This is a genomic window from Pseudomonas sp. NPDC090592, from assembly GCF_044769185.1.
GTDB lineage: Bacteria > Pseudomonadota > Gammaproteobacteria > Pseudomonadales > Pseudomonadaceae > Aquipseudomonas.
The window spans coordinates 17,674-29,472 of the sequence record NZ_JBIVXJ010000049.1; the positions used below are offsets into that span (position 1 = coordinate 17,674).

10 protein-coding genes are annotated in these 11,799 nt (G+C 62.5%); 6 read left to right on the forward strand and 4 right to left on the reverse strand.

The window, feature by feature from the left end; genetic code table 11:
- The first annotated feature begins 132 nt into the window (after positions 1 to 132).
- Genes ACIQUI_RS27595 through ACIQUI_RS27605 form a run of 3 tightly spaced genes read left to right on the forward strand, consistent with a single transcriptional unit; the run spans position 133 to position 3,181 of the window.
- Entirely contained in the window at positions 133 to 2,121 is a 1,989-nt protein-coding gene (locus tag ACIQUI_RS27595) for an FUSC family protein (RefSeq protein ID WP_403204076.1), read from the forward strand.
- Complete coding sequence (locus ACIQUI_RS27600; RefSeq protein WP_391135400.1) at positions 2,108 to 2,314, forward strand: DUF1656 domain-containing protein; 207 nt, start codon at positions 2,108 to 2,110, stop codon at positions 2,312 to 2,314. The genes ACIQUI_RS27595 and ACIQUI_RS27600 overlap by 14 nt, the downstream gene beginning before the upstream one ends.
- A gap of 12 nt (positions 2,315 to 2,326) precedes the next feature.
- Positions 2,327 to 3,181: an efflux RND transporter periplasmic adaptor subunit gene (locus ACIQUI_RS27605; protein WP_403204079.1), complete on the forward strand. Its 855-nt coding sequence runs from the start codon at positions 2,327 to 2,329 to the stop codon at positions 3,179 to 3,181.
- Between the two features lie 137 nt (positions 3,182 to 3,318).
- On the opposite strand, the gene ACIQUI_RS27610 is transcribed toward ACIQUI_RS27605, so the two are convergent.
- Positions 3,319 to 4,077, reverse strand: coding sequence for an SDR family NAD(P)-dependent oxidoreductase (locus ACIQUI_RS27610; protein WP_403204081.1), 759 nt, complete (start codon positions 4,075 to 4,077; stop codon positions 3,319 to 3,321).
- A 112-nt stretch (positions 4,078 to 4,189) separates the two neighbouring features.
- Here ACIQUI_RS27610 and ACIQUI_RS27615 point away from each other — a divergent pair, with 112 nt between their 5' ends.
- Together ACIQUI_RS27615 and ACIQUI_RS27620 are read left to right on the forward strand one after the other, a co-directional pair.
- On the forward strand, positions 4,190 to 5,107 hold the full coding sequence (locus tag ACIQUI_RS27615; RefSeq protein WP_403204083.1) for a LysR substrate-binding domain-containing protein: 918 nt from the start codon (positions 4,190 to 4,192) through the stop codon (positions 5,105 to 5,107).
- Positions 5,108 to 5,238: 131 nt separating this feature from the next.
- A complete protein-coding gene (locus ACIQUI_RS27620) occupies positions 5,239 to 5,562 on the forward strand; it encodes a DUF2025 family protein (RefSeq protein WP_403204085.1) in 324 nt (107 codons plus the stop codon).
- Between the two features lie 99 nt (positions 5,563 to 5,661).
- Here ACIQUI_RS27620 and ACIQUI_RS27625 read toward each other — a convergent pair whose 3' ends face one another.
- Together ACIQUI_RS27625 and ACIQUI_RS27630 are read right to left on the reverse strand one after the other, a co-directional pair.
- Positions 5,662 to 8,247, reverse strand: coding sequence for an EAL domain-containing protein (locus ACIQUI_RS27625; protein WP_403204087.1), 2,586 nt, complete (start codon positions 8,245 to 8,247; stop codon positions 5,662 to 5,664).
- 51 nt (positions 8,248 to 8,298) lie between these two features.
- Positions 8,299 to 9,372 (reverse strand): diguanylate cyclase, encoded by a 1,074-nt coding sequence (locus ACIQUI_RS27630; RefSeq protein ID WP_403204095.1) that lies wholly within the window; start codon positions 9,370 to 9,372, stop codon positions 8,299 to 8,301.
- A 130-nt stretch (positions 9,373 to 9,502) separates the two neighbouring features.
- Between ACIQUI_RS27630 and ACIQUI_RS27635 the strand changes: the two genes are divergently transcribed.
- Positions 9,503 to 10,594, forward strand: coding sequence for an MBL fold metallo-hydrolase (locus ACIQUI_RS27635; RefSeq protein ID WP_403204090.1), 1,092 nt, complete (start codon positions 9,503 to 9,505; stop codon positions 10,592 to 10,594).
- Positions 10,595 to 10,597: 3 nt separating this feature from the next.
- Here the strand turns inward: ACIQUI_RS27635 and ACIQUI_RS27640 are convergent, their stop codons facing one another.
- On the reverse strand, positions 10,598 to 11,494 hold the full coding sequence (locus tag ACIQUI_RS27640; protein ID WP_403204093.1) for a formate/nitrite transporter family protein: 897 nt from the start codon (positions 11,492 to 11,494) through the stop codon (positions 10,598 to 10,600).
- Positions 11,495 to 11,799 lie beyond the last annotated feature (305 nt).

Below are 11,799 nucleotides of genomic sequence, written 5' to 3' on the forward strand. Positions count from 1 at the left end.
TGTGGGAGCGGGCAAGCCCGCGAAGAGGCCGGCACAGGAAAGATGATTAGCTAGCTAATTATTCATTTCCACCTTATCCTTCACGCCATTGTCTATCGTTTCAACAAGACCATCTCCCGCAAGGTCCGCCTAGTGCCCATCACCCTTCAGGCCCTGTTTGCCCCCAGCAGCCTAGCCCTCAAGTTCGCCATCAAGACCCTGCTCGGTGGCGGGCTGGCGTTGTGGCTGGCGATGCGCTGGGGCCTGGAACAGCCGGCCTGGGCATTGATGACCGCCTTCATCGTTGCCCAGCCGCTGTCGGGGATGGTGGTGCAGAAGGGCCTGGCGCGGCTGGCAGGCACGTTGGTAGGTACGGTCATGTCGGTGCTGTTCATCGGCCTGTTTGCCCAAACCCCGGGTCTGTTCCTGATAACCCTGGCCCTGTGGCTGGCGCTGTGCACGGCGGCCTCTACCCAGCTGCGCAGCGCCTGGGCCTATGCCTTTGTGCTGGCTGGCTACACGGCGGCGATCATTGCCTTGCCGGCCATCGACCATCCGTTGCAGGTGTTCGACCAGGCCGTGGCGCGTTGCACCGAGATTTGCCTGGGCATCTTCTGTGCCACCGCCAGCAGTGCCTTGCTCTGGCCAATGCGGGTGGAGCAACAATTGGGCGGGCAGGCCCGCCAGGCCTGGCAGAATGGCTTGCAGGCCGCCAGTGCCATGCTGGGCGGCGAGGACGAGGCGCGTAAAGGCCTGCTGGAGAGCCTGGGCCGCATCGTGGCCATCGACAGCCAGCGCGAACATGCCTGGTTCGAAGGTAACCGCGGGCGCCAGCGAGCCCGTGCGATCCAGGGCTTGAGCCAGAAGTTGATGGTGCTGCTACGTATCTCGCGCTCGGTGCGCCGGCAGTGGCGCCAGCTTGATGAACGGGAGGTCGCGCACCTTGCGCATTGGCTGGAAGAGGTTCGTGCGCTTCTGGGCAAACCCGATCAGCCCAGCCTGTTGCTACTGCGCCAGCGCATCTGGGATGCCGCCCATGACGAGCAGATCAGCTCGGCGGAGCACTTTTGCCTGGCTCGCATGGCCTTGCTGCTCGATTACGCCATGGCTGCCAGCCGGGCACTGGAGGATGTGGAGGCGGGCAGAGCGCCCAAGGATGTAGCCCAGGGCCTGGCTGCGCACCGCGACTGGTCGCTGGCCTTGCTGTTCGGCTCACGCAGCGCATTGGCCTTTCTGGTCATGAGCGGCTTCTGGTTGGCCACGGCCTGGCCTTCGGCGCCGGGCGGCCTGGTGCTTACCTGTGTGGTGTGCAGCCTGTTCGCCAGCCGCGAGAACGGCGCACAGATTGGCCTGAGCTTCCTGCGCGGGATTTTCCTGGCGATACCGGCGGCGTTTCTGGTCGGGCAGATATTGCTACCCCAATGGAGCAGTTTCGCCATGCTGTGCCTGGGCATGGGCGTGCCGTTGTTTCTCGGCGCTCTGGGCATGGCCCATCCGCGTACCGGGGCCACTGCCACGTCCTATTGCCTGCACTTCATTGTGTTGGTGTCACCGCTAAACGCCATGCAGTTTGGTGTGGCGACCATGCTCAACAGCGCTTTGGCGATGCTGGTAGGGGTATCGGCGGCGGTAATGGCCTTCCGTTTACTGGTGTTCCGCCACCCGGCCTGGTTGGGCCGGCGCCTGCGTGCCGCCACCCAGAATGACCTTGTACGCCTGACCCGGCGCGACCTGCGCGGGGCCGACAGCTGGTTTGGCGGGCGCATGGCCGACCGCCTGATGCAACTGGCGCGGCATGCTGGCGAGCTGCCCGAAAGCGAGCGCAAACGCTGGGACGATGGCCTGCATGGGCTGGATATCGGTGATGAACTGGTGCACCTGCGCATGTGTCTTGCGGTTGCCCAGGCCCCTTTGGGCCGGGCCGAGCGCGACTACTTGCAGCAGGTGCAAGCGGTACTGGCCAATGGGCCTGCCGCCGGGCGTGGTCAGCGCCTGGATGCTGCCAGTGAACAATTCATTGCCGCTTTACGCCGGTTACCTGCGAGTGACCCGCTGCGGCTGGCCGAAGGTGCGGTGCTGCAATTGCAGAAAAGCTGGGGCAAGTGGTGCCGCTGGCAGGAGGACACCCATGGGGTTGCGTGAATGGGAAGTAGGCGGCGTGCTGCTCAGCCCGTTTCTGCTTTATGTGTTGCTGGCACTGTTGCTCACCGGCCTGCTGCGCCTGGTGGTGCAGGCTACGCCCTTGGGGCGGTGGATCTGGCATGAGGCGTTGTTCGACACGGCGCTGTTCGTTTGTGTGCTGTTCCTGGTGGTAAGGCTGCTGGGAGCTTTGTAAAGGAGTGTTTCGATGCGTGCGGTCGTACGTACCCTGGTGACGCTGTGTGTTGTGGCGCTGGCCGTGTTGGCCGGCTACCAGTTGTGGCAGTACTACATGCTTACCCCCTGGACCCGTGATGCCCGTGTGCGCGCCGACGTGGTGGTGATCGCCCCTGACGTGTCCGGCTGGGTGCGCGAGCTCAAGGCCCGTGATAACCAGCAGGTCAAGGCAGGCGACTTGCTGATGAGCATTGACCGCGAGCGCTTCCAGGCTGCCTTCGACCAGGCCAGCGCGGTGACTGAGACACGGGCCCAGCAATTGCGCCTGCGTGAGCGTGAGGCAGCCCGTCGTACCGCCTTGGGGCCAGAGGCGATCAGTGCCGAGCTGCGCGAGAACGCCCAGATCAATGCCGCTATCGCGCGGGGTGAACTGCATGAGGCAGAGGCGCAGTTGCAGGTGGCAAAAATCAACCTGGCGCGCAGCGAGGTGCGGGCACCGCGCAGCGGGCACATCACCAACCTGCGTCTGGCTGAGGGTAACTATGTGAACACCGGGCAATCGGTAATGGCTCTGGTGGATGATTCAACCTTCTATATCCAGGCCTACTTCGAGGAAACCAAGCTGCCGCGTATCCGCGTAGGGGACACGGTGAAAGTCTGGTTGATGGGGGCCGGCGAGCCGATGCAAGGGCACGTGGAGAGCATCAGCCGCGGCATCACCGACCGCAACAGCAACCCGGACAGCCAGTTGCTGCCGGAGGTGGAGCCCACCTTCAACTGGGTGCGCCTGGCCCAGCGGATTCCCGTGAGGATTCGTCTGGACCAAGTGCCGGAAGGGGTGACTTTGAGTGCCGGGATGACCGCCAGCGTGCAGGTGCATGAATAGTGCTACCGGGGCCACGTTGTGGCCCATCGCCGGCAAGCCGGCTCCCACAGGTTTATCACAGCGCCTCAAAGCACCGCCGTACCTGTGGGAGCTGGCTTGCCGGCGATGGGCCGCAAGGCGGCCCCAATATCTCGAAGTCAGAGGAACATCCCGCCCGAAACTTCCAGCCGCTGCCCGGTAATCCAGCCATTGCCGTCTTCCAGCAGCAGTGCGATCGCCGCCCCGATATCATCCGGCAAGCCGACTCGCCCAAGGGCCGTGTTCCCGGCGATGTACGCATTCACCTGCTCGTTATCGCGCACCACACCGCCGCCAAAATCAGTCTCGATCGCCCCCGGCGCCAGAATGTTCACGCGAATGCCACGTGCACCCAGCTCTTTGGCCTGGTAGCGGGTCAGCACCTCCATGGCCCCCTTCATCGCGGCATAGGCGGCATACCCCGGCAGCGCAAAGCGCGCCAGGCCAGTGGAAATATTGACGATGCGGCCATTGTCGACCAGCAGCGGCAGCAGGCGCTGGGTGAGGAAGAACGGCCCTTTGAGCTGGATGTTCAGCAACTGGTCGAACTGCGCCTCGGTAGTGTCAACGTACGGCACGTTCAGCCCGATCCCGGCATTGTTCACCAGAAAGTCGAAATCTTCGCGGCCAAAATGCTGTTGCAGGGTGGTAGCCAGGCGCTCGGCGAAGCTGGCAAAACTGCCGCTGTTGCTGACGTCCAGTTGCAGCATGGCGGCCTTGACCCCGGCCTGCTCCAGCCGGGCAACCACGGCCTGGGCCTCGTCCGCCTTGCTGTGATAAGTGCCGATGACATCGATACCGCGTGCAGCCAGGTGTTCGGCAGCGTTACGGCCAAGGCCGCGGCTGGCGCCAGTGATCAGGGCAATCTTGCGGGTCATGGTGAAAACCTCATGGTGGGTGAATGACAACAGGTTATTGGTCGGCGTAAGGCTGTTAAATCCTGCAGAAATGGAAATACTGTTCGATAAAACCGGACAGTCGAGGCCTTTTGTGAACAAGCTGGAGTTGTTGCGTACCTTTGTGCGGGTCAGTGAAGTCAGCAGTTTCACCTTGGCTGCCGAAAGCCTTGGGCTGCCACGGTCGACCGTGTCGGAGCAAGTAAAGACGCTTGAACGATTGCTGGGCACGCAGTTGTTCAACCGCACCACCCGCAGGGTACAAGCGACCCAGGATGGCGCCTTGCTGTACGAGCGTAGCAAGGACCTGCTGTCCGGCATGGACGAGATCGAGAACCTGTTCAGTGCCGACGATGCCGAGTTGGCCGGGCGCCTGCGCATCGATCTGCCGACCATGATGGCCCGGCGCGTCATCATTCCGGCGTTGCCTCAGTTTCTGCAGCGCTTCCCGCGGCTTGAAGTGGAGCTCAGTTGCACCGACCGCCAGGTCGACCTGCTGCGCGAAGGGTTTGACTGCGTGATGCGCATCGGTGCCTTGCAGGACCTGGACGTGGTAGCGCGGCCAGTCGGGCAACTGAGCATGCGCAACTGCGCCAGCCCCGCTTACCTGGCCCGCCAGGGTGTGCCGCTGACGCTACAGGACCTGGCCGGGCACCAGTTGGTGCATTACGTGCGCACTCTTGGCGCGCGAAGTGCCGGTTTCGAATACGTGCAAGCTGGTGAGGTGCATTACCAGGCGATGGCCGGCGTGGTCACGGTCAACAACGCCGAGGCCTACTCGGCGGCCTGCCTGGCCGGGCTGGGGTTGATCCAGGTGCCAGCAGTGGGCGTGGCCGAGCATTTGCAGCGGGGCGAAATAGTGTCACTACTGGAAGGCTGGCAAGCACCCGCCATGCCGGTGTCACTGCTGTACGCCCGGCAACGGCATGTGCCGCGGCGGGTCCAGGCGTTCATGCAGTGGCTGACGGCATTGCTGGCTTCGCAGGTTGACCCCGCGCCAGATGCAGGCTGAACAGGCGGCTGCGAAAAGACTTGGCGAGCGGCCTGCCAGTTGCGTTAGGCTGCTGCTTGCGAGTTGCCCGGTAGAGGTGACCGATCCCCGCCAGGCGTGCGTATCTTCCGATTTCATTGCGAGGTTACGTCATGGCCATCACTTCCCAGGACATCTGCAACGCTGCCGACCAGCTCAAGGGCTTTGTCGGTTTTCATGGCAAGCGCGGTGTACATATCGTGCGTTTTTCCGAAGACTCGTTCGGCATGGATGTGGCCGACGACAGCATTACCCCGTGCAATGAGTTTGTCTGGCGGCCCGAGCAAGGGCAGCGCATGGCGCTGTGCCGTGAACGGCTGGCGCTGTTGCTGGAGCAGCATGTGGATGACCGCTTGAATATCGCTGAGCCGCTGCGCGCTTACCTGCGCCGGCGCGACCTGCCAGAAATCATGGCCGAGCGCAGCCTCCAGCAATAAACCCGGCCTTGTAGGAGCAGCCTTGTGCTGCGAAGAGGCCGGTGAAGCCACCATCAACTCTGCAGCTTGTACCGGCCTCTTCGCAGCACAAGGCTGCTCCTACAAGGGCTGTGCAGTGCTTTGGGGTTTTTGGCGCAATAACGCCTCCAGCCCGGCACTGTCCAGCGGCCGGCTCATGTAGTAGCCCTGTACTTCGTGGCATCGGTCGTTCTCCAATGCCTTGAGTTGCTGTTCGCTCTCAACCCCCTCGGCCGTCACCGTCAACCCCATCGCTTCACCCAGGTTGATGATGGCTTGTACCACGGCACGGTCGCTGCCGCCGTTGCTGTTCAGGCCACTGATAAAGCGCTTGTCGATCTTGATGCTGTCGAACGGGTAGGTACGCAGGTAACCCAGCGATGAGTAGCCGGTGCCGAAGTCGTCCATGTTCAGGCGTACGCCCAACTCCTTGAGCGAGAGCATGGTGCCCAGTGCGCCCTCGATGTCGTTGAGCATCACGTTCTCGGTAATTTCCAGCTCCAGGCGCTGGGCCGGGAAGGCGGTGTCCAGCAGGATCTCGCGCACGTCGGCGACCACGTCGCTGCGCAGGAACTGCGCAGGTGACAAGTTTACCGACACCAGCACGTCGGCGGGCCAGTCATGGGCCGTGCGGCAAGCTTCACGCAGCACCCAGCGGCCCAGTGCGACGATGATGTCGCTCTGTTCGGCCAGCGGGATGAAGGTATCCGGCCCCAACAACCCTTCCTGTGGGTGCTGCCAGCGCAGCAAGGCTTCGACTGCGACGATGCGTCGGTCGCTGACGCGGTAGCGTGGCTGGTAATGCAGTTCGAATTCCTGGTTGCGCAGGGCCCGGCGCAGGTTATTTTCCAGCTGGCGACGGTACTGGATCTGCTGGTTCATTTCAGCGGCGAAGTAGCGCCAGGTATTCTTGCCATCGGCTTTGGCCTGGTACAGGGCGATGTCGGCGCAGCGGATCAGTTCGCCGGCATCAAAACCCTGGGTACGGGTTTGTGCGACGCCGATGCTGGCGCCGACATGCAACGGTTGGCTATCGAATGTGATGGGTTGCTGCAGCAGGCCGATCAGGCGTGCGCAGAAACGGTCGACTTCACCGCGGTTGTCCATGCCGCTGAGCACCAGAATGAACTCGTCGCCACCCAGGCGCGCAACCAGGTCGCCATCACGGGTGGTATCACGCAGGCGCGTCGCTACCTCCTGAAGCACGGCATCGCCAGCGGCATGGCCAAGGGAATCGTTGATCGGCTTGAAGTTGTCCAGGTCCAGCAGCAGCAGGGTCAGTGGCGGCGAGTCACTGCCGCGCAGCAGTGCCTGCTCCAGGTGCCTGGCAAGCTTGTTGCGGTTGGCCAGCCCGGTCAGAGGGTCGTGCAGTGACAGGTGCTGGATGCGCGCATGGGCATCGACTTCGTCGGTGATGTCGCTGGCAGTGCCACGAAAACCGATGGGCTTGCCGTCATACCAGATGGCGCGGGCCGAAATCCTGCAGTAGCGGTTCTGGCCATTCTGGTCGCGGTAAGTGCAACGCAGGGTGGCCAGCTGTTGCTGGTCGGCGCTGGTCAGGGCATCCAGCCAGGGTGAGAGTGGTGTGGTATCGCAGGCCAGCAACTGGTTGAGCGGCTGGCCGAGCCAATCGTCCACCGGGTAGCCGGTGACGTTGGCGAAACGCTGCGACAGGTAGCTCAGGCGTTGGTGGCGGTCGGTTTCCCAGATCCAGTCGGACGCCGACTCGGCCACGGCACGAAAACGCTGCTCGCTGGCTTCCAGGGCCTGATGACTCTGTTGCAGGTGCGTGAGTGTAAGGCCGACTGCCCGTGAACTGCGCAGGGTAAGGCGGAACAGGTACAGCATGATCAGGCCGAGAATCAGCAGCGCGCTCAGCAGTGGCGGCAATACGGCCCACAGCAGTTGGCGCCCGGGCAGAGGGCTGTTCCAGGCCAGGTGGTAGCCGGTGTCGCCCAGCTCGATGCGCAGGTGGCCGTGCTCCCCCAGGGTGTTCTTGGCCACATGCATGCCGGTCAGGCCGGCACCGGTGCCCAGCCGTTCCAGCTTGTCTTCGGTGAGCTGGTCGACAAACAGCATCACCGGTGCTTGTCGCACCTCATTGTCGGTGACATCCCGGTCCGGGCGTACGGCGGCGGCACTGAGCACGGCCGGCCAGCCGTTGAACAGCACGAAGTGGGTGATTTGTTCACGGGGGATCGCGGCTGCACGGGCCTGGTCGATGATCGGCTGCAGCGGGGCATCTATATAGGTGTTGGCGCCCGCCTGGCTGGGCTGGCCTTTGAACAGCGCGTAGGTGGTGCGCGTGTCATCCACCACGAATACCCCTTCATAGCCGCTGGCGCTGTACAGCGATTCGCCTACGTTCTTTTCGTCATAGGCCCAGTTCCAGTCAGCCTGGCCTGCCAAATGCTCGAAGGCGGCGTCCCACACCGCGTAGCTGGACAGGAACTGACGTGAGGCAAGCAGCCGTTGCTCCAGCGCCTGGTTGGCCTGGAAGGCGCTGCGCTGGCGCTCCTGCTGATCGAGAGTGGCGGCGATATTGAATAGCGCACTGAGGGTGACCAGGCAGGCCAGCCCGAAAACAGCGCTGAAGCCAGCAATGAGGCGGCGCACCTGAAAGCGCGGTGCGGGGCTGGTGGAGGGAAGGTTGGCGGTCCTGGCCATGCGCGAGCGGCTCCTTCAAGCAGCCTCCCGCCAGGCAGTCAGGAAGGAGGTTTACTCAGGATAGGCCAGCTTGAGCGTTGAAGCTTCACTGCGGGCAAAATTGACCCGGTCGCGGCCAGCGTGCTTGGCGGTGTAAAGCGCTTTGTCGGCCTGTTCGAGCCAGTGCTCGGGCGACTCCAGCCCAACCTCGAAGGGTGACAGGCCGATGCTCAGGCTGATGCGCAGGTGCGGTAGCTGTGGGTTGCGGTAATTGGCCACCCGTTCGCGCAGGCGCTCCATGGCGTGGCAGGCCTGGGCTTCACGGGTGTCTGGCAGGATCACACAGAATTCATCGCCGCCGTAACGCCCGGCGTGGTCGCCTTCGCGCAGGTTGCGCCGCAGTTCAGCACTGAGCTGGCGTAGTACGCAGTCACCGACCACGTGGCCGAAGGTGTCGTTGATGGTCTTGAAATGGTCGATGTCGATCAGGGCAATCACCGCATGCCCCTGCTGCTGTTTGCAGGCCTGGAACTTGAGCAGCAGCAGGTCTTTCCAGGCACCATGGTTGAGCAGCCCGGTCAGGCTGTCGGTAAGGCTAAGGGCGCTCAGCCGGCGTTTGTGCTCGGCCAGCTTGATCGCCAGCTGGAAGCACACCCACCCCAATGCCAGCGGGTACAGTGTCAGCATCGGCAGGCAGGCATAAACCTGCAGCGGCGTGGCGTTCAACTGCAGGCCGGGGCCCAGCAACAGGATGGCGATGAGCATGCCGGCCAGTTGGGCCAGCATCCCGCGAAAGACCATGCGCTTGCCGCCGGCTGCTACGTTGTTCATGGTCATCATCGACAGCACGGTCACGCTGGGCAGCGGGTTGAAGTGCATGGCGGCGGTCCAGAACCCGCCCATCAGGGAGTCCAGCAACAGGTTGCGCTGCTCCGCCTGGTAGGGCATTGCCGAGCGGGCAGCCCACAGGTAGGCCACGTGCGGCCACAGCAGCCCGTTGAACAGCATCAGCAGCCATGCCCAGGTGGGAGGTGACAGCGGGGCGATGGCCGCCATGACACTGAACAGGCCGATACCCAGGCCGATGACGCGCGGCAAGTAAATGCGTTTGACGAATGAAAGGCCTTTGCCGCTGCGGTTGTCCATCATGTTCATCGTTCTTCTGCCGGGGTACCGTTTATCGCATAAGTTGCATGAATATTGTTGAACACTGTTTCATCAGCGAAAAATGGCCTTGCAAGCCAATTCACGGTTGATCTGATCACTGTGGGGTAAGATGAAGGCTTTCCTGTTGCTCGGAGTGTTGCTGATGGCCCCTTTGGCAAATGCTGGCGGCGAGCCGGCACCACAGCAGGGTGGACGTTTCCACAACCAGGCATCGCTGCCGCAGGATGGCGTGCTGAAAAAACTGCGCATCGGGCTCAAGTACCTGTTTCTGCGCAAACCGCCGCACACCCGGCCATCCATGCCGATCAGCCTGCAGCCCATGACCCGTGAGCAGGTTCTCGACGCCCCTGACCACAGCTTGTGGCGCCTGGGCCATTCAACGGTATTGCTCAAGCTGCGCGGGCGCTTCTTCATTACCGACCCGGTGTTTGCCGAGCGCGCCTCGCCCGTGCAGTGGGCTGGCCCATTGCGCTTCCATGCGCCGCCACTGGCGCTGGACCAACTGCCGCCGCTGGCTGCAGTGGTGCTGTCGCACGATCATTTCGACCACCTCGACGAGCAGGCGATTCGGCAGCTGGCACCGCGTACCGGAGTATTCCTGGCGCCATTGGGCGTGGGCGACCGGCTGATGAACTGGGGCGTTGCACCGGACAAGGTGCGGCAGCTGGACTGGTGGCAGGAAAGCATCGTTGAGGGCGTACGCTTCGTCGCCACCCCGGCGCAGCACTTTTCCGGGCGCGGTTTGCTGGACAGCAATCGGACGTTGTGGGCGTCCTGGGTGATCGTCGATGAAGATGTGCGGGTATTCTTCAGCGGCGATACCGGCTATTTCGATGGCTTCAAGCAGATAGGCGAACGCTTCGGGCCGTTCGACCTGACCTTGATCGAAACCGGGGCCTACAACGTTGCCTGGCCCAGCGTACACATGCAGCCGGAGCAAAGCCTGCAGGCCCACCTGGATTTGCGTGGGCGCTGGATGCTGCCGATTCACAACGGCACCTTCGACTTGTCTACCCACGGCTGGCAGGAACCCTTCGAACGCATAGTGACGCTGGCCAACCAGGCTCAGGTGCGCTTGAGCACGCCGCAGATGGGTGAGCGGATCAGCCTTGACTCACCGCATACCGGGCAGAACTGGTGGCAGCCGAAGCCTGTGCGTCAGCGGGGCCAGGCAAATGAACGCACGGTAGCGACACACTGAACCTCATTCATTGCCTTCCTTGCTGGGTGAGGGGCGGGCTTTTTGGTCTTTCAGGAGTTGCGAGGGCGGCTTGCCGCTGTCACTGCGTACCTGCGCATGGCTGATCAGGGCGAAGATGAAGCTGCCACCAATGATGTTGCCGGCCAGGGTCGGCATGGCGAATTCCAGCCAGAAGGTGCGCCAGGTTTCTTCGCCTGCCCACACCAGATAAGACACTTCGACCGAGCCCACTACTATATGGGTGAAGTCGCCAAGTGCCATCAGGTAGGTGATCATCAGGATGATCCAGATCTTGGCGTGCTCCATGGATGGGATCATCCAGACCATGGTGGCGATCATCCAGCCCGAAACGATGCCCTTGGCGAACATCTGGCTCACGTCGTTTTTCATGACCTTGCGGCCAACCTCCAGGAAGGCCACGTCCGTCTTGCTGTCGAAGATCGGCAACTCCAGCATGACCCAGGCTACCAGCAGGGTACCGGCCAGGTTGCCGAGCAGCACCACGCCCCACAGGCGTAGCAGGCGACCGAAATTGGCCAGGGTAGGGGAGGTCATGATGGGCAGCACAGCGGTGAGGGTGTTCTCGGTAAACAGCTGCTGGCGTGCAAGGATCACCGCGAGGAAGCCGGCGCTGTAGCCGATGCTGGCGATCACCTGGGCACTGTCACCTTCCGGCAGGCGGGCGTAGAACAGTCCCATGGCCATCAGCGACAGCCCCATGGTCAAGCCTGCCGCCAGTGCCGACCACCACAGCGCGGCTAGCGTGCGTTCAAGCTCCTGGTCGCCCTGGTAACGAATGATCTCGTGCAGCACTGCTGCCCGCGGCGGCTGGTTGTGGCTGACCTCTTGCTCTTCATCCGCGGACAGGCCCGGGGTTTTCTCGCTTTGCGCATCGCTCATGGCCGCTACGCTCCGTGGGGTGTTTCTTTACAGATTCCCGGCGCTTTCATTAGTTGCGAGGCAGCAGTAGAACACGGTGAGAAAGTTTTTTTAGAACAAGGTGTTGACTCTGATTTAAAAGCGCGTATTATTCGCCTCCTCGCAGCGATGAACGCTTCGGGGCAAGCGGTAAGTGTTTGAAGTTGTTAGCTTTCGAAAGAAAGCGGTAGTAAAAAACTTCAAAATAAACGCTTGACAGGCTCTGAGGAAGGCGTAGAATGCCCGCCTCGGTTGAGACGAAAAGCTCTTAACCAAACGCTCTTTAA